General features: G+C 40.5%; 14 protein-coding genes. 13 read left to right on the forward strand and 1 reads right to left on the reverse strand.

Annotated elements, in window-relative coordinates; all coding sequences use genetic code 11:
- Positions 1–33 precede the first annotated feature (33 nt).
- From H4075_RS10045 to H4075_RS10095, 11 genes are all read left to right on the forward strand, one after another.
- Entirely contained in the window at positions 34–2,496 is a 2,463-nt protein-coding gene (locus H4075_RS10045; protein WP_182806381.1) for a glycoside hydrolase family 95 protein, read from the forward strand.
- A gap of 328 nt (positions 2,497–2,824) precedes the next feature.
- Positions 2,825–3,988, forward strand: a complete 1,164-nt coding sequence (locus H4075_RS10050; protein WP_182806382.1) for an alpha/beta hydrolase — start codon at positions 2,825–2,827, stop codon at positions 3,986–3,988.
- 6 nt (positions 3,989–3,994) lie between these two features.
- Entirely contained in the window at positions 3,995–5,071 is a 1,077-nt protein-coding gene (locus tag H4075_RS10055) for an esterase (RefSeq protein ID WP_182806383.1), read from the forward strand.
- A gap of 40 nt (positions 5,072–5,111) precedes the next feature.
- Positions 5,112–6,341 (forward strand): alpha/beta hydrolase-fold protein, encoded by a 1,230-nt coding sequence (locus H4075_RS21680; protein ID WP_255460439.1) that lies wholly within the window; start codon positions 5,112–5,114, stop codon positions 6,339–6,341.
- A gap of 32 nt (positions 6,342–6,373) precedes the next feature.
- The gene (locus tag H4075_RS10065) at positions 6,374–7,642 is read left to right on the forward strand and encodes a glycosyl hydrolase family 8 (RefSeq protein WP_220494935.1); all 1,269 of its coding nucleotides are present in this window, start codon (positions 6,374–6,376) and stop codon (positions 7,640–7,642) included.
- A 23-nt stretch (positions 7,643–7,665) separates the two neighbouring features.
- Positions 7,666–9,591: an alpha/beta hydrolase-fold protein gene (locus H4075_RS10070; protein WP_182806385.1), complete on the forward strand. Its 1,926-nt coding sequence runs from the start codon at positions 7,666–7,668 to the stop codon at positions 9,589–9,591.
- 19 nt (positions 9,592–9,610) lie between these two features.
- Positions 9,611–10,453, forward strand: a complete 843-nt coding sequence (locus H4075_RS10075) for a sialate O-acetylesterase (protein ID WP_182806386.1) — start codon at positions 9,611–9,613, stop codon at positions 10,451–10,453.
- Positions 10,454–10,531: 78 nt separating this feature from the next.
- Positions 10,532–12,547, forward strand: coding sequence for an alpha-L-arabinofuranosidase C-terminal domain-containing protein (locus H4075_RS10080; RefSeq protein ID WP_220494937.1), 2,016 nt, complete (start codon positions 10,532–10,534; stop codon positions 12,545–12,547).
- A gap of 8 nt (positions 12,548–12,555) precedes the next feature.
- Positions 12,556–13,509 (forward strand): glycoside hydrolase family 43 protein, encoded by a 954-nt coding sequence (locus H4075_RS10085; RefSeq protein ID WP_182806387.1) that lies wholly within the window; start codon positions 12,556–12,558, stop codon positions 13,507–13,509.
- 43 nt (positions 13,510–13,552) lie between these two features.
- Positions 13,553–15,130, forward strand: coding sequence for a glycoside hydrolase family 43 protein (locus H4075_RS10090; protein WP_220494939.1), 1,578 nt, complete (start codon positions 13,553–13,555; stop codon positions 15,128–15,130).
- 46 nt (positions 15,131–15,176) lie between these two features.
- Positions 15,177–16,526 carry a family 43 glycosylhydrolase gene (locus tag H4075_RS10095; protein ID WP_182806388.1) on the forward strand — a complete coding sequence of 450 codons (1,350 nt, stop codon included), beginning with the start codon at positions 15,177–15,179 and terminating at the stop codon, positions 16,524–16,526.
- Between the two features lie 140 nt (positions 16,527–16,666).
- On the opposite strand, the gene H4075_RS10100 is transcribed toward H4075_RS10095, so the two are convergent.
- Positions 16,667–17,374: an NUDIX hydrolase gene (locus tag H4075_RS10100; RefSeq protein WP_182806389.1), complete on the reverse strand. Its 708-nt coding sequence runs from the start codon at positions 17,372–17,374 to the stop codon at positions 16,667–16,669.
- Between the two features lie 218 nt (positions 17,375–17,592).
- Here H4075_RS10100 and galK point away from each other — a divergent pair, with 218 nt between their 5' ends.
- Positions 17,593–18,744: a galactokinase gene (galK, locus tag H4075_RS10105; protein ID WP_182806390.1), complete on the forward strand. Its 1,152-nt coding sequence runs from the start codon at positions 17,593–17,595 to the stop codon at positions 18,742–18,744.
- 2 nt (positions 18,745–18,746) lie between these two features.
- Positions 18,747–19,790, forward strand: coding sequence for a UDP-glucose--hexose-1-phosphate uridylyltransferase (locus H4075_RS10110; protein ID WP_182806391.1), 1,044 nt, complete (start codon positions 18,747–18,749; stop codon positions 19,788–19,790).
- Positions 19,791–19,847 lie beyond the last annotated feature (57 nt).

Consider the following 19,847-nt stretch of genomic DNA (forward strand, 5'->3'; position numbering starts at 1 on the left):
ACATTTAGGCAATTACCAGTTTATAAGTTTGTCATGAAATATTTAGTATTCCTTTCTTTTCTTTTTGCTCAGTGTATTTGTTTTGCACAAACGAATCCGGGTTTAAAACTTTGGTATAATACTTCTTCCGGTAAAACATGGGAAAATGCATTGCCCATTGGCAACGGACGATTAGGTGCAATGATCTACGGCAATGTATCAACCGAAACTGTCCAGTTGAATGAACATACTTTGTGGAGCGGAAGTCCGAACAGAAATGATAATCCACTTGCATTGGATTCTTTAGCACAGCTTCGACAATTGATTTTTGAAGGCAAACAAAAAGATGCCGAACGTTTAGCCAACAAAGTGATCATCAGCAAAAAATCGCATGGACAAATGTTTGAACCTGCCGGTGAATTGCATCTTCGTTTTGAAGGCCATGATAACCACAGTAACTATTACCGTGAACTGGATATTGAAAAAGCAATTGCCAAAACAACTTATACTGTTGGAAATATCAACTACACAAGAGAAGTACTGGCATCTTTTCCTGATCGTGTGATCGTCATGCATCTTAGTGCCAGTAAACCCAACAGTATTTCCTTCACTGCTTTTTATACATCTGTTCTTCCTAATGCTGAAAGAAAAACTGTTGCCGGAAAACAATTGACGATTGGTGGAACCACAGTTGATCATGAAGGGGTAAAAGGAATGCTTCGTTACAAAGGCATTACACAAATAAAAACAGAAGGTGGTAGTTCTTCCGCAAATGATACATCCATTAGTATTAAAAACGCAACAACAGTTACCATCTATATTTCCATTGCCACAAGTTTTAATAACTATAATAATGTAAGCGGGAATGAAAACGAACGTGCAGCTTCTTATCTCAACAAAGCTGTTACAAAATCTTTTCAGCAGATTAAGCCGCTACATATTGCAGCGTATCAAAAACAGTTTAACCGAGTAAAGATCGATCTTGGTGTAACCGACGCAGCAGCAAAACCAACCAATGAACGGTTGAAAAATTTTACAACCGTCAACGATCCGCAGTTTGCTGCATTGTATTACCAGTTTGGGCGTTATTTACTGATCTCATCCTCACAACCAGGAGGACAACCTGCCAACCTGCAGGGCATCTGGAATAATAAACTCCGTCCACCATGGGACAGCAAGTACACCATCAATATCAACACCGAGATGAACTACTGGCCTGCAGAAAAAACAAATCTTTCGGAGCTGCATGAACCGTTGTTGCAAATGGTGAAAGAATTATCTGTTACAGGTGTACAAACGGCAAAAGATATGTATGGTGCCAGAGGTTGGATGGCGCATCATAATACTGACATCTGGCGTGCAACCGGTGCAGTGGATGGTGTATTTTGGGGAGCATGGGCCAATGGCGGTGGCTGGCTCAGTCAGCATTTGTGGGAACATTATTTGTACAATGGGAATAAAACATTTTTGGCAACTGCTTATCCGGTGTTAAAAGGTGCAGCGTTATTTTATGTTGATTTTTTGGTAGAGCATCCAACCAAAAAATGGTTACTGATGAATCCGGATATGTCGCCCGAGAATGCACCCAAAGCACACCAGGGTTCTTCGCTTGATGCAGGAACAACCATGACCAATCAAATTGTGTTTGATGTGTTCAGCTCAACGATACGTGCTGCAGAAATTTTAAAGAAAGACAAATCGTTTGTTGATACGCTGAAACAAATGCGTGATCGTTTGGCCCCGATGCATATTGGTCAACATGGGCAATTACAAGAATGGCTCGATGATATTGATGACCCCAACGATAAACATCGTCATATATCACACCTCTATGGTTTGTTTCCTTCCAACCAGATCTCAGCTTACCGCACAGCACAACTGCATAGTGCAGCAAAAATTACACTGCTTCATCGTGGTGATATTTCAACAGGATGGAGCATGGGATGGAAAGTAAACTGGTGGGCAAAAATGCTGGATGGAAATCATGCATACAAACTCATCCAAAATCAGTTAACACCTGTTGGCACAGTAGAAGGTGGCGGTGGTACGTACAACAATCTGTTTGATGCACACGCTCCTTTCCAGATCGATGGAAATTTTGGTTGTACATCGGGCATCACTGAAATGCTGATGCAAAGCTCAGATGGTGCCATTCATCTGCTTCCTGCATTACCAACTGTTTGGCAAAGCGGCGGAAGCATAACGGGCTTGCGTGCAAGAGGTGGTTTTGAAATTGTACAGTTGGAATGGAAGAATGGAAAGCTGGTGAAAGCGGTGATCAAATCAACACTGGGAGGTAATTTGAGAGTACGTGTACCCAATCAACTGAAAGCAACGAATGGTGCGGTATTTAAAAATGCCGTTGGCGAAAACTCTAATCCGTTTTATGCAACGGAAATCATCAAAGAACCTGTTGTTTCTGAAAAAGCAAATCTTGCGCCTGCTGTGTTAGGCAAAACGTTTTTGTATGATATAACTACAAAGCCGGGGCAAATTGTAACGATGATGATGCAATGATCTTACAATCTGAACGAAAAATAGCGGATTGATTTTCACTGTCAGTTTACTAACAACAAATAGTATAAACGGATCTGTTGTATAATATTTTCCGCTGTGGTTTTTTGGAAGTTTAAGAGTAGGGGGCTGGTTAACTTGTAACGATTTGACACATTGCCACCGACCTGAACAAAATTTCACATACACAGCCGTGACTGTTGCGGATAAGTTTGGCAACAGGAATTGCCTGTGAAGCCGAATATCCACATCAGTTGTTGCACAAGGATTGAAACCCTTTGTATTCATCAAGCCAGGTCGTACAAAAAATGTTAACGAAAGCAATCAAAAAATGACAACAACTTTATTTCGGCGATTTGTGCTTGCAGCAGGAATTGTTTTCTGTACATGGTCTGCAACTGCACAACCACCACGTGGACCTTTTGTAATTTCTCCACAGGTACATGCTGATAAAAAAGTAACCTTTCGTTATCTCGCTCCTTCAGCAAAAGAAGTGAAACTCGGCGGAAGCCAGTTTGGTGCAGCTCAACTTCCAATGACAAAAGATACCATTGGTATCTGGAGTATAACTGTTGGGCCAATAAAGCCTGATATCTATCCATACAGTTTTACGGTTGATGGAGTCACAGTAATGGATCCAGCTAATGTTTCCTTTTTCCCAAACGAACGGTTCAAGGCAAGCCTTGTTGATATTCCGGGCGAAACGCCCTTGATCCACTCAATGAAAAATGTTCCGCATGGCAGTGTTACGTACGAATACTATCCTTCTGTTGAAGGCTCAACTGGTTCAGTAGTGGTATATACGCCGCCTGGTTATGATCAGCAACAAGGAAAAAAATATCCTGTATTCTATCTTATCAGCGGAACAACTGATACAGAAGAAACATTTTTTAAAGTAGGTAAAACAAATCTCATACTCGATAACCTGATTGCTGACGGAAAAGCTACTCCGATGATTGTTGTGATGCCTTATGGTAATCCAATGGCGAGAATAGCGGAACAGAAAAAACAAGCCAAGCCTGCTGATATTGTTGGAAGAGATAGTGAAGATGCTGTTACCCGTGCAAAACTGTTTGAAACAGATATTATCAACAACATCATTCCCTACATCGAAAAAAATTACCGCACCATCAATAACCGTGACAGCAGAGCCATTGGTGGTTTTTCAAGAGGTGGCGGACAAACTTTACGAACTGCTTTCAGTAACACCGATAAGTTTTCATGGATCTGTTGCTACAGTGCATACCTGTCTCCTCAGGAAATGGACAGCAGGTATAAAAATTTGATTGATAATCCTACGCAAACAAATAAAGACTTCAAGCTGCTTTGGGTAAGTGTTGGTAGCGAAGACTTTTTATACAAATCAACTGTTGAATTTATCGATTATTTGAAAGCAAAGAACATCAATCACAAAAGTCTCATCACCGGTGGCGGACATACATGGATGAATGTGAAAGATTATATGGCGCAAACAGTACCCTTACTTTTTAAATAGTATAAGATGAAATCATTTATCATAGCATTTGCAAGTTTATTCATTAGCGGTACTGTGTTTGCACAACAACGGCCACCTGTTATCAGTTCACCCGATGTGAATGCCGATGGCAGTGTTACTTTCCGCTATTATTCACGAACTGCACAAGCTGTGGTATTAAAAGGAGAATTTCTTACAGCACCTCTTCCATTTGTAAAAGATACATCCGGCATATGGTCTGTTACGGTGAAAGATATCAAGCCCGACATTTATCCATATAGTTTTAACGTAGATAATGTTGAACTGGCCGATCCCAACAACACCTATGTGTTCGCCAATGAGCGTTTCAAAAGAAGTGTTGTTGAAGTTCCGGGCAATACCCCATTGGTTCATTCATTGCAAAATGTACCGCACGGTAAAATCAGTTACCGTTATTACAACTCTGCCACATTAGAAACTACACGCCAGTTGTTGGTGTATACACCGCCGGGTTATAATGCCAACAGTAAAACAAAATATCCGGTCTTGTACCTGATTCATGGCGGATCTGATACAGAAGAAACATGGACAAAAGTGGGCAATGCAAATTTTATTGCAGATAATTTGATTGCACAAGGCAAAGCAGTGCCCATGATTATTGTAATGCCTTACGGTAATGTGCGGCCTAAACCAATGCCTGATTTTACAAAAGATGTGATGAATGATATCATCCCCTTTATTGAAGCAAACTATCCAGTGAACACAGATAGTAAACACCGTGCTATAGCAGGATTCTCTGTTGGTGGCGGACAAACACTCAACATTGGTTTAACCAACACCGACAAATTTGCTTACATAAGTTCTTATGCACCGTTTACAGCAACAGAAGAGTTTCAGAAAAATTTCGCCAACTACTCCCCTGATGCTGATAAGATCAATCAGCAGGTAAAATTATTTACCATCAGTGTTGGTACAGAAGATTTTCTATTCGAACCTGTAAAGAAGAACATTGCCATGTTTGAAGAGAAAAAGATCAAGCTGAAAAGCTACATCGTACCCGGCGGACATACATGGATGAATTGCAAATTATACTTAGCTACCACACTTGAGGAAATTTTTAAATAAAACATAGTAAACACTTTTTAACCACTTTAAAACAGGTAGTATGAAATTAAGATCAGTAGTTCTGTTGGCAGCTATACTTATAGCCGACAGTACAGGTTTCGCACAAACAACCATTATAGAAGATTTTAAGCCATCTCCATTTAATCAACCATTTCAGGCATACCCACAGGTAAACTCACAAGGCTATGCAAGGTTTAGAATTCATGCACCCAATGCAGACAGTGTTAGAGTTAGCCTTGGCCTTGGCGGACAAGGAGGAACAAAATTAGTGAAGGCAGATAGCGGCTATTTTATCGGCACAACTGCAGGCCCAATGGATGAGGGTTTTCATTACTACAGGGTAAATGTTGATGGTGCTACTTTCAATGATCCAGGTACCGGATTTTTTTATGGATCGCAACGTTGGGAAAGCGGAATAGAAATTCCTGCTAAAGACCAGGACATTTATGCATTAAAAGACGTACCGCATGGCAATATGCAGCATATCATTTTCCCTTCTAAAAGTACCAACACGCAAAGAGCAGCAGTGGTATATACTCCTCCGGGTTATGAAAAAGACAACACAAAATATCCTGTGCTTTACCTGCAACATGGCTGGGGAGAAAATGAAACTTCATGGGCTGTGCAGGGAAAAACAAATCTCATCATGGATAACATGATCGCATCGGGAAGAATAAAACCGTTCATTATTGTAATGACATATGGCATGACCAATACCGGTATGCCAATCGGACGCAGACCAACACCACCACCTGCTCCGGCCGGTACACCCACTACTCTTAATAATCCTGCACCCCCTGCCGGAGGTGGAATGGGTGCACCAGGCAGAGTGGCAACAGGAATTACTGCGGGCGAAATCACTGGTGTAGGTGCGTTTCAAACTGTATTACTCGATGAATTAATTCCTTACATCGATGCGCATTTCCGTACAAAAGCCAACAGAGATAACAGAGCGATGGCCGGCTTATCGATGGGTGGTTTTGAAACACATACGATCACATTGGCAAAACCAGAGGTGTTTGGCTATTGGGGATTATTAAGCGGCGGTAATTATACACCCGCACAACTGGAAGGTAAAATGAAACCAAAATTCATTTTCATCTCCTATGGAAGTAAAGAAACACGTGGCGCTGAGGGGCTTCCTAAAGTTGAAGCAGATTTAAAAGCTGCAGGCTATAAAGTGGCTACTTATGTTTCTCCGGGTACAGCACATGAATTTCAAAGCTGGCGGAGAAGTTTATACGAAATGGCGCCATCTCTTTTTAAATAAAATAGAAGCTGCGATAAATGAATATCATTTTTATGTCAAAACAAAGTCATCGCTTCTTGCTGATGTTATCTATAACTGCATTGCTGTTGGTATGTTCGTATGCAGATGCGCAGTCGAAAAAGAGCAAACAAAAGAATGCAACACCTGCGTACAAAAATGTATTTAAAGAAGCCGGTTATAAACAAGCAGATATAGATGCGAAGATTGAGAAAGCATACCGTGATCTCTTTGAAAGTCCGCAAGGAATTTATTTCAACGTGGGTGATACCATGGGCTATGTATCTGATTTAAAAAATCATGATGCAAGAAGCGAAGGACTTTCTTATGGGATGATGGTGGCTGTGCAGATGAATAAGAAAGAAGTGTTCGACAGAATATGGCGATGGACAAAAAAATATACACAGCACCAGGAAGGGCCAAGAGAAGCATACTTTGCGTGGAGTATTAATCCGCAAACACTAAAACGAAATTCACAAGGTTCTGCATCAGATGGTGAATTGTATTTTGTTACAAGTTTGCTCTTTGCTGCCAACAAGTGGGGCAACAATACCGGCATCAATTACTACGGCGAAGCACGCAGAATTTTAGATGCCATGTGGAAGAAAGATGGTACGGGTAATATTTTTCATGTCATCAACAAAGAACACAAACAGATCAGCTTTGTTCCAGAAGGCAATGGCTATACCTGGACAGATCCTTCTTATCATCTTCCTTCATTTATGGAAGTATGGGCGTTGTATGCAAAAGATGGACATGAAGCATTTTATAAAGAATGTGCAGATACATCAAGAGCGTATTTACACAGAGCCTGTCACCCCGTTACAGGTTTAAATCCTGATTACAGTGAATTCAGCGGTGCACCACATAATACGAGATGGATACCTGTTGCATTCCGTTATGATTCGTGGCGTGTGCCCATGAATATTTCCATGGACTATGCATGGTTCAAAAAAGATGCAGCATGGCAAGTTGATTATGCAAAACGTATTCAGCAGTTCTTCCGTTCAAAAGGTATCAACAGTTTTGATGACCAGTTTAACATGGATGGCACAAGACCTGATTCTATTTTGCAGGCAGGTGGATTTAAAAAACTTCGTCACTCGCTCGGGCTTGTATCCACATTGGCAACAACGGAGATGATCTATTCAGAAAATAACCGTTACGATTTTGTACATGCATTGTGGAATGCAAAACTGGAGCCGTATGAAGATGGTTATTTCGATCCTTACTATGATGGCTTATTGTATTTATTCAGCTTGCTGCAGTTAAGCGGCAAGTATCAAATTATAAAACCGGTTTAATCAAACGCAGATAATTTTCGATCATGATAAAGAAACTATTCAGTGCTGCTGTTTTAATTTGTTCATTGATGCATTTGCAGGCGCAGGAAATACTGAAGCAGATGCCAAAAGGATTTGAAGAAGTACGCACAGAAATTGCAAAAGGAAAAATTGATACGATCACTTACAATTCGAAAACAGTAGGCGCAAACAGAAGAGCATTGGTTTATACACCACCAGGTTTTTCAAAAAAGAAAAAATATCCTGTACTGTATTTGTTACATGGAATTGGCGGCGATGAAAAAGAATGGCTCAATGGCGGGAAGCCACAAAATATTCTTGATAATCTTTATGCGGAAGGAAAACTCCAGCCAATGATCGTTGTGATGCCAAACGGCAGAGCAATGAAAGACGACCGTGCAACGGGCAACATTATGTCGCAGGATAAAGTGCAGGCCTTTGCAACATTTGAGCAGGATCTGCTGAATGATCTCATTCCGTTCATTGAAAAGAAATTTCCTGTTTACAAGGATCGTGAAAACAGAGCGATTGCAGGTTTGTCGATGGGCGGCGGACAATCGTTGAATTTCGGATTAGGTAATCTCGACAGGTTTGCATGGGTGGGCGGATTTTCTTCAGCTCCCAATACAAAGTTGCCACAGGAACTGGTACCTAATCCTGAAACAGCGAAACAACAATTGAAATTATTGTTTATCTCCTGTGGTGATGCTGATGGTTTGCTTTCGTTCAGCAAACGCACTCATGATTACCTGCGTCAAAATGATGTGCCACATATTTATTACTTGGAACCAGGCGGACATGATTTTAAAGTATGGAAGAATGGATTGTATATGTTTTCGCAATTCCTTTTTAAACCGGTTGATGCATCGCAGTTTTCGAAGTACACAGTATCGGGAACTACAGCTGCAAGTAATATTCGTTCAGCAAAATATCCGCAAATATTACCTGATAGTCGTGTGATGTTTCGCATCAAAGCACCCGATGCACAAAAAGTGCAGATCGACTTAGGAAAGAAATATGATATGCAGAAAGATACCGGAGGTTATTGGATCGTTACTACCGATTCTATCAGCGAAGGATTTCATTACTATTCATTGATCATTGATGGAGTAGCAGTAGCTGATCCTGCAAGCGAAACTTTTTATGGCATGGGGCGCATGGCAAGTGGTATTGAAATTCCTTTCAAAGGCGATGGCTATTATGAATTGAAAGATGTGCCGCATGGCGACATCCGCATTAAAAAATATTATTCTGCGGTTACACGTTCGTGGAGGCAATGTTACATCTACACACCGCCGGGTTATGATGCCAATACAACAGCAAAATATCCTGTGCTCTATTTATTACATGGCGGTGGCGAAGATGAACGTGGCTGGGCCATGCAAGGCAAAACCGATATCATCCTCGACAATTTAATTGCTGAACAAAAAGCAAAACCAATGATCATTGTGATGATGGATGGCAATGTTTCAGCGGGCGGCCCTGGTGGTTTTGGTGAACAGGCCTTGCGTGCTTTTGAAAATGAATTAAAGCAAACGCTTATTCCATTCATTGAAAAAAATTACCGTGTTGCAACTGATGCAAACAGCAGGGCGTTGGCCGGTTTATCAATGGGTGGATTGCAAACATTGCATGCAGGTGTACGCAATACAAACATGTTTGCTTATCTCGGTGTGTTCAGTTCGGGATGGTGGAGCAATCAGCCTGCGCTTTCCAATCCTCAATATGAATTCATGAAAACCAATGCAAGCACCATCAATACTAACCTGAAACAATTCTGGATCGCTATGGGTGGTAAAGAAGATATTGCTTACAACAATTGCAAGATCATGCTTGCAAAATTTGATGAGTTGAACATTAAGTACAAGTACAGTGAATATCCCGGCGGACATACATGGCCGGTATGGCGCAACAACATTTACAATTTTGCACAATTGCTGTTTAAATAATAAGAACATCAGAATAAAAATGAAAAAGATAATCATAGCAGCATTCATTCTTGTTTCAACCTGTACAAACGTTTTTGCGCAGGATCCCAACTTTTATATTTTCTTAAGCTTCGGTCAATCGAATATGGAAGGCTATGCAAGAATTGAAGCACAGGATACAATGAGTGTTGATCCCCGTTTCAAAGTATTGGAAGCAGTTGATTGTCCGGCTATCGGCAGAGAAAAAGGGAAATGGTACACAGCAGTTCCTCCGTTATGCCGCTGCAGAACAGGTTTAACACCTGTTGATTATTTCGGAAGAACATTGTTAGCCAATCTTCCTGCGAATGTAAAGGTAGGCGTCATCAACGTTTCCGTTGGTGGTTGTAAAATCGATTTGTTCGACAGAGATAATTATCAAACATACACAGCAAATGCACCTAACTGGATGATGAATGCATTGAAAGAGTATGATGGCAATCCATATGGACGTTTGGTTGAAATGGCAAAGCTGGCGCAAAAAGAAGGTGTGATTAAAGGAATACTATTGCACCAGGGCGAATCAAATACAGGCGATACAACTTGGCCGAAAAAAGTAAGCATGGTGTATAAAAATTTGCTGAGTGATCTTCATCTCAATGCACAAAATGTTCCGTTGCTTGCCGGTGAAGTCGTACATGCAGAACAAGGCGGTGTTTGCGCAGGTATGAATAACATCATTAATCAACTGCCTGCTATCATTCCAACTGCACATGTTATTTCATCGAAAGGTTGTGCCGATTCACCGGATAATCTCCACTTCAATGCAGAAGGATATCGTGAGTTTGGAAAACGTTATGCAGAAAAGATGTTAACAATTATGGGCATCCGTTTAACGAAATAGAACCCAAATGAAAAGATTTCAGCATTTAAATTGGCCCTAAACCAAAGAAACAAAGAAATGAAAACGTATTTTCTTAGAATGAAAATGATTCGATATTGTCAATTAACAACATTCGTAATTGGCTCAATATTCTTTAGTGCCAATACTTTTTCACAAACAAAAAATATAAGTCCTGCTGGAAGCAGAATGATCAGCAGCGATATATTCGGTTTATTTTTTGAAGACATCAACTATGCAGCCGATGGTGGGTTGTATGCAGAGCTGGTGCAAAACCGTTCGTTTGAATACAGCCCGACAGATAACAAACAATGGCAGGCACTTTCGTTTTGGGAATATATCACACCCGGATTTTCGTATGGCTCATTGCAAATAGAGACCAATACGCCCGTGCATCCAAACAATCCGCATTATGCCGTACTTAACAGTGAGCATGTAGGAACAGTACCGCAACAAAACAATGGGCAGCCATTGCCTTCCTCCATTACAACAGGTCGCCCCGGCGTTGGTATTAAAAATCCGGGCTTCGGTAACATCATTACAAAAAAAGGCGAACGTTTTCATGTTGCATTTTTTGCGAAACAACTTTCTGTTCAGCCGGTTGATCTGTTTGTGAGTCTGCAGGATCCGAAAGGAAATATACTTGCAGAACAAAAATTAACCATTGACAAAAAAGAGTGGAATAAATATACAGCCACACTTTCTGTAACTGCCGGTCATGATAGCACGCAGGTTGTATTGCTCGCAACAAGTAAAGGAAAAATTGCGTTGGATGTTATTTCAGTTTTTCCGGAACATACATTTAAGAATCGACCAAATGGCTTACGTGCAGATCTTGCACAACTGCTGGCTGATATGAAACCATCATTCATTCGCTTTCCCGGCGGTTGTTTGGTACATGGTGATGGGTTAGGAAATATGTATCGCTGGAAAACAACTATTGGCCCCATTGAGCAACGTACTGAACAAAAGAATATCTGGGGTTATCATCAAACAGTTGGACTTGGCTATTATGAGTATTTCCAGTTTTGTGAAGATATCGGCGCTAAACCACTACCAGTTTTGCCAGCGGCAGTAAGTTGTCAGAACTCCGGTGGTACATGGCGTATTGGTGGCACTGGTCAGCGTGCAATACCATTGGAAGAAATGCAGGAGTATATTCAGGAAGTATTGGATCTGATTGAATGGGCCAACGGACCTGTTACATCAACATGGGGAGCAAAACGTGCAGCAGCAGGCCATCCTGCTCCGTTCAATCTTCAATATGTTGGTATTGGTAATGAAGATAAGATCACACCTGAATTTGAACAACGGTTCACCATGATCAATAATGCTGTAAAAGCAAAGTATCCAAACATTATTCTTGTTGGCACAAGCGGACCTTTTCATTCGGGTGAAGATTTCGAAAAAGGTTGGGCTGTTGCCAATCAACTGAAAGTTGATGTAATTGATGAACACTATTATGTACAGCCGGAATGGCTCATCAGTAATCAATACCGCTATGACAAGTACAATCGCAATGCCAGTAAAGTGTATTTGGGAGAATACGCTTCATGGGGAAACAAATTATATAATGCCATTGCCGAAGGATTGTATATGACAGGTCTTGAACGTAACGGCGACGTTGTAAGCATGGCATCGTATGCACCTTTACTGGCAAAGGATCAATTTACACAATGGAAAACAGATATGATCTTCTTTAGCAACAGTACTTATTATCTTACACCCAACTATTATGTACAAAAACTCTTTTCAACAAATGCAGGTGATCACTACGTTGACAAAGTGATTGTAAAGAACAATGCTGATTCTTTACAGGCTGGTTCCTGTGTATACGATAGTAAAACGGGTGATATTATTTTAAAGCTGGTAAATGCCGGTAAGCAGGCCAGGCAATTTCAGTTGAACCTTGCTGCATTCAAAAAAACAGCTTCCGTTGCAACAGTTACCCAATTGAGTGGTGATGCTGATGCTGAAAATTCGTTCCGGTCGGCTAATGCAGTTGCACCGGTAACATCAACTATCAACGTCAGTAAAAAATTCAATTACGAATCACCTGCAATGTCGCTTACAGTGATCAGGATCAAAACAAAATAAAGTACTACATGAAAAAAATTGTTTCATCATCAATCCTATGTCTTGCAAGCATGATGTCGTTTGCACAAAATCCCATCATCAAACACATCTTCACAGCCGATCCTTCGCCCATTGTGCACAAGGGCACTTTATACTTATACACAGGTCATGACACCGCATCTGTAACAGCCACCAATTATAAAATGCCCGACTGGCATGTGTTCTCTACAACCGATATGAAGAACTGGAAAGATCATGGCACATTGCTTTCGCCACACACATTTTCATGGGCAACGGGTGATGCTTATGCAGCACAGTGTATTGAACGTGATGGAAAATTTTACTGGTTTGTTTCAACGTTTCATAAAAAAGACAGTGTAAGTGGTGGCGGTGCTGCCATTGGTGTTGCAGTATCTGATAAGCCAACAGGCCCGTTTAAAGATGCAATTGGTAAAGCATTGATCACAAACGAAATGACAACTGATAAAAAACATAGTTGGGATGATATTGATCCTACAGTAATGATCGATGATGATGGACAGGCATATATGTATTGGGGCAACGGAAGTTGTAAGTGGGTAAAGCTGAAAAAAAACATGATCGAAATAGATGGGCCGATCAACATTGCACCTATTAAAAATTTCATCGAAGGCCCATGGATCTATAAACGCAAAGAGTGGTACTACCTGGTTTATGCAAGTGTGGGCACCAAACCCGAAATGATCGAATACTGCATGGCCAAGAGTCCAACAGGTCCATGGGAATACAAAGGTATTATACAGGAAAATGTACCGAATAGTTTTACAACACATCCCGGTATCATTGATTACAAAGGCAAATCGTATTTCTTTTACCACAATGGTACATTACCAACAGGTGGCAGTTACAGACGCTCCATTTGTGTTGACTATATGTATTATAACGAAGACGGAACGATTCAAAAAATTATTCAAACAACAGAAGGTGTGAAACCAATTAAGTGATTAAAAAAATACAGTATAACTTTCTATAAAACTACCGGGTGAAATGATGAAGAAATATTTATTTGTTATAGGACTAATGGTTTGTGTAAGTTCTAATGCAGTTGCACAAACTAAGCAGGCAATCAACCCTGTTATTCATGCTGACGTACCCGATCTGTCAATGATACGTGTGGGTAAAAATTATTACATGAGCAGTACCACCATGCACATGAGTCCCGGTGTGCCTATCATGAAATCGACTGATCTTGTAAACTGGAAACTGATCGGCTATGCTTATGACACGTTAGTGAGCAATGATGAGATGAATCTTGTAAATGGTAAATCAACTTATGGCCGTGGCTCATGGGCCAGCAGTATCCGTTATTACAAAGGCACTTATTACGTTTCAACATTTGCGGCAACCAGCGGCAAAACACATATCTACAGCACAAAGAATATTGAAAAGGGCCCATGGAAAGAAATTACGTTCCGTCCCGACCTGCATGATCATTCCTTGTATTTCGATGATGATGGCAAAGTGTACATGATCTATGGCAACCGAAAGTTGACATTGGTTGAATTAAAAGATGATCTGTCAGGTATTAAAGAGAATGGCATCAAGCAAGTGATCATTGAAGATGCAACACAATCCAGTCAATCTATTGGACAAAGTGGTTTAGGCGAAGGTTCGCAACTCTTCAAAGCAAACGGCATGTACTATCTGTTCAACATTACATGGCCAAGAGCTGGTATGCGCACAGTGGTGATCCATCGTGCAAAACAACTTACCGGTCCGTGGGAAGGCAGAATTGCATTGCAGGATCTCGGTGTTGCACAAGGCGGATTAATTGATATGCCCGATGGCAGATGGTTTTCTTATTTGTTTCGTGACTACGGAGCAGTAGGTCGCATCCCCTATCTCGTTCCTGTTAAATGGGAAGATGGTTGGCCGGTATTAGGTGAAAACGGAAAAGTTCCGGCAAAACTTAACTTACCTGCAAGCAAAGGATTGATTCCGGGTATTGTTGTATCTGATGAATTTAATCGAAAAAAAGGCGAAGCTGTATTACCACTTGCCTGGCAATGGAATCACAACCCTGATAATCGCTTTTGGTCGGTTACTGCACGCAAAGGTTTTTTACGATTAACAACCGGTAGAGTTGATACAAGTTTTCTTTCAGCAAGAAATTCATTAACGCAACGCACCATTGGTCCTGTTTGTACCGGTGTTACGGCATTGGATGTATCAAACATGAAAGATGGTGATATTGCAGGATTGGCTTTGTTGCAAAAAAATTATGGATTGATTGCTGTGCTTGTAACAGGTGCTACTAAAGAATTGGTGATGATCAATGCAAGTACAGGGCAACCGGAGGAAGCAAAGCGTATTCCTCTTGCACAGTCAACTGTTTACCTGAAAGCAGAATGCAATTTTACCGACAGGAAAGATGTGGCCGATTTCTTTTACAGTGTTGATGGAACGAACTGGACACCATTCGGCACACAATTGAAAATGCGCTATACACTTCCGCATTTTATGGGCTATCGTTTTACATTGTTCAACTATGCAACAAAAGAAGCAGGTGGCTTTGTTGATTTTGACTATTTCAGGATCAGTGATAAGGTTTCTAAAAAAGACTAATTCGAAAATCAATTTTCTCATGATTGTTCACTCCAACTCAATTGAAATGACAAGGTTAAAAAGAATATTTTTCGTTTGTGTGATTTTTTACTTCACTGCAAATACGTTGCTTGCCCAAAATCCATTTATCAGGGATCAGTTTACAGCCGATCCTACTGCAAGAGTATTCAACAACAAAGTATATGTTTTCCCCTCGCATGATATTCTTGCGCAGGAAGGCAAAGGACGTGTTGGTTGGTTTTGTATGGAAGATTATCATGTCTTCTCTTCCGAAAACTTAGCCGACTGGACAGATCATGGTGTAATTGTTACGCAGAATAAAGTGCCGTGGGTGCGTCCTGACAGTTACAGCATGTGGGCACCCGATTGTATTGAACGCAATGGAAAATATTATTTCTATTTTCCTACAGCTGCAAAAGATACGGTTACTTATGGCAGAGGGTTTACCATCGGTGTTGCTGTGGCTGATAAACCGGAAGGTCCATACATTCCACAGGAAACCCCGATAAAAGGCGTTCGTGGAATTGATCCGAATGTGTTTATTGATAAAGATGGCCAGGCTTATCTGTACTGGTCTGCAGGAAATATTTATGGCGCCAAACTGAAAGCAAATATGCTGGAGCTGGATTCGGAAGTAAAAACATTAGGTGAACTTCCAACAAAAGGATTGAAAGAAGGTCCGTTTGTATTTGAACGGAATGGAATTTACTACATGACCTATCCGCATGTAGAAAATAAAATTGAACGCCTGGAATATGCCATTGGCACAAATCCGCTTGGCCCTTTTAAAATTGTGGGTGCAATTATGGATGAATCACCAACGGGCTGCTGGACCAATCATCACTCGATCATTGAATTTAAAAAGCAATGGTATTTGTTTTATCATCACAACGATTATTCACCCAAGTTTGACAAAGCACGTTCGATCAGTTTAGACAGTTTATCATTTAACGCAGATGGTACTATTCAAAAAGTAATTCCTACATTACGTGGTGTTGGTGTTACTGCTGCAAACAAACAAATTCAGATCGATCGCTATACCCAGCTGAGTGAACAGGGAACATCGATTGCATTTCATGATACGGTTAATACTTTCAAAGGGTGGAAAACGTTGTTTGCAGCCGCCGGAGCATGGATACAGTATAATAGTGTTGATTTTGGAAAGAAAACTCTGAAAACAATTACTGCAAACGTCTTGTCAACAAATGGAGCTGTATTACAAGTACGTACTGATGCTGTTGATGGCCCTGTTATTGCAGAAATAAAAATCCCACCAACTAAAGAATGGACAATTGTAAACGCACCGGTTCTGAAATTTCAAACCGGCGTTAAGAATCTCTTCGTTGTCTTAAAGGAGCATGGACTGTTTGAAATTGACTGGGTAAGGTTTCAGTAGCAACAAAAATTAAAATGAATAATTAAATGTTTGGAACCATACAAATTCGGACAGCTTTTATTTAGTAAAGGTTTGAATTTGTAAGACAATTTTCCAATGTTTTAAACCGCACAGAGTCCGGAAAAATCGTTTTTTATTGCTTACGAGTAATAGATATCCGGATTTGGGATAATCGTTGCAACAGCATGAAAGTTCGCTTTGTATTTCTTGCTGTTCATTTTATAGTACCATGCACCTCTTTTTGAGTTTTCCTTATCCTTTTCATTCAATTTTTCCAACAGGTTCATCGAAAGTATTTTCCTGCTGAAGTTGCGGTTGTCCATTTCAATATTATATACTTCTTCATACAGACTTTTCAATTGAGGTAAAGTGAATTTCGCAGGAAGTAATTCAAACAGGATGGGGTGGAAAGCAGATTTGTAGCGTAACCTAGCTTTGGCTTTCGCTACCATTTGTTTATGGTCGAAAATGAGTTTTGGGTGCTTATTGATATCAAACCATTCTGCATGGAAATCGTCGGTAATTTGTTTTTTATACTTATTGATATCGATCAACGCAAAGAAGGCTACTGAAACTGTTCGTTCAACAGGGTCACGGCCCGGCTCACTAAAGGTTGATAATTCTTCTAAATAGACATTCGATAAACCCGTGCGTGTGTGTAGCACACGTGCAGCTGCCTGCTCAACATTTTCGTTGGCAAAGACAAATCCGCCCATTAAACTCCAGCTGCCCATTTCCGGTTCCAGTGCCCGCTGTACAAGGAGTATTTTTAATTGCTTTCCATCAAAGCCAAAGACGATACAGTCGACAGCTAAGAAAACCCTGGCTTGGTCAGGATAACGGCTCATAGTATTAACGGTTATTAGTAAGATAAAAATAACTGTAATTTTGACAGTTAAAAAATTTTATTTTACTTTGTTAGACCCGAAAGGGTCATAATCAATAGTCGGCGGGTGGTTTCCACTCTCCGCCCTTTTTAAAATCTTTATTTTAAACAACAGTTTATTTCGTTTGAGGTTGACATTTTTTTATCAAACAAATAATACTGAACGAAACTGAATGCTATATGAAAGAAAAATTAAAGGCTCAATTTATTGAGCAGTATCAAACAGAGCCTTCTGTTATTGTACGTTCTCCCGGTCGTGTAAACATTATTGGTGAACACACAGATTATAACGAAGGTTTTGTATTACCCGCAGCAATTGATAAAGCTGCTTACATTGCTTTATCTCTTCGTGATGATGATGAAATTCATCTTACTGCTTCCGATCTTAATGAAACATTCTCTACAACTGTTGCAGAGTTAAAACCGGTTGGCGATATCAGCTGGCCCAACTATATTCTCGGTTCGGCAGCGCAATTCATAAAGCGTGGAGTTAAGTTACCGGGATTCAATGCTATTCTTTCAAGTGATGTGCCGATAGGTGCAGGTTTATCTTCATCTGCAGCGGTTGAATGTGCAACGGTATATGCATTGAACGAATTGCTGCAAACAAATATCGATCGAGTTGCAATGGTGGAGATGGCACAAAAAGCCGAACATGAATATGCCGGTGTAATGTGTGGTATCATGGATCAGTTTGCATCAATGATGGGAAAGAAAGATCATGTGATAAAACTTGATTGCCGTTCGTTAGCTTATGAATATGTTCCGTTTAAACTTGACGGAATAAAGATCTTGTTGCTGAATACAAACGTAAAGCATTCTCTTGCTTCATCTGAATATAACACAAGACGCAATGAATGTACACAGGCAGTTGATTGGATAAAAATTCATCACCCTGAAGTAACATCGCTGAGGCATGCAACCATCGCAATGTTAAATGAACATGTGTTACCGAAAGATAAAACCATTGATGATCGCAGCCGTTTTGTTGTGGAAGAGATCGAACGCTTGATTACAGGTTGTGCCGATCTTCAGAAAGGTGATATTGCAGCACTAGGCAAAAAAATGTTTGCCACACATGATGGTCTCAGCAAAATGTATGAAGTGAGTTGTAAAGAACTCGACTTCCTGGTTGATTTTGTTCGTAACCGTCCGGAAGTAATTGGTGCACGCATGATGGGGGGTGGTTTTGGTGGCTGCACCATCAACCTGGTAAAAGAATCTGCTATTGAAGAATTGGTCAAGGCAATTAAACCGGCTTACGAATCTGAAATGGGTTTACAACTCGATTATTACATCGCTTCTATTGAAAATGGAACAGAAATTATATAATTATGTTTGACAGTAAAGAACATTCACACACACGTTTAAACATTCTTACAGGCGACTGGATACTTGTTTCACCACATCGCATGAAACGTCCATGGCAAGGTAAAGTTGAAACAGTGCCGGCTGATAACAGACCTTCATACGATCCTACCTGTTATCTCTGCCCGGGAAATAAACGTTCTGACGGAAGTATGAATCCTGCTTATACAGATGCATATGTTTTCGTCAATGATTTCTCTGCGTTGTTACCTGAAACACCGGATGGCGGAGAAAGCGATCAGGGCTTACTTGTCAGCAAAAGTGAAACAGGTATTTGTAAAGTCATTTGTTTTTCGCCTGATCATAGTCTCACGCTTCCTGTGATGCAGGAGGATGCAATCGTAAAAGTGATCCATTTGTGGAAGCAGGAGTTTGAAGAACTTTCTAAGCATAAGCACATCAGGTATATCCAGATATTTGAAAATAAAGGTGAGATCATGGGTTGCAGTAATCCGCATCCGCATGGACAAATATGGGCTTCATCTTCGTTGCCATTGGAACTCACAAAAGAAACCACGCAACAAAAAAAATATTACACACAACACGGAAAGAGTTTGTTAAGCGCCTACCTCGATCTTGAGTTGGAAAAACAAGAACGTATTGTTGTGGAAAATGAACATTTTGTGGCACTGGTTCCATATTGGGCAGTGTGGCCTTATGAAACAATGATCATCAGCAAACGTCATGTGCAAACTATTTTGCAATTCACTCCTGAAGAAGAAAAAGCATTTGCTGCTATTTTGAAGCAACTTACTACCAGGTATGATAACCTGTTCAATATCTCTTTCCCTTATAGCGGAGGTATGCACCAGGCTCCTGTAAATGATGGTGAAGATCATGCCGAATGGCATTGGCACATGCATTTTTATCCGCCTTTATTGCGAAGTGCAACGGTTAAGAAATTCATGGTTGGTTATGAAATGCTGGCGAATCCGCAACGGGATATTACACCAGAAGCAGCCGCTGCCACTTTGCAGCAGTTATCTGAAATTCATTATTCGCTTCGTTAGAGTAAATTCATTCAAGGAAGAAAACAACTGTTTGTATGCAGACAAACAGTTGTTTTT

The organism is Lacibacter sediminis (assembly GCF_014168535.1).
Lineage (GTDB): Bacteria > Bacteroidota > Bacteroidia > Chitinophagales > Chitinophagaceae > Lacibacter > Lacibacter sediminis.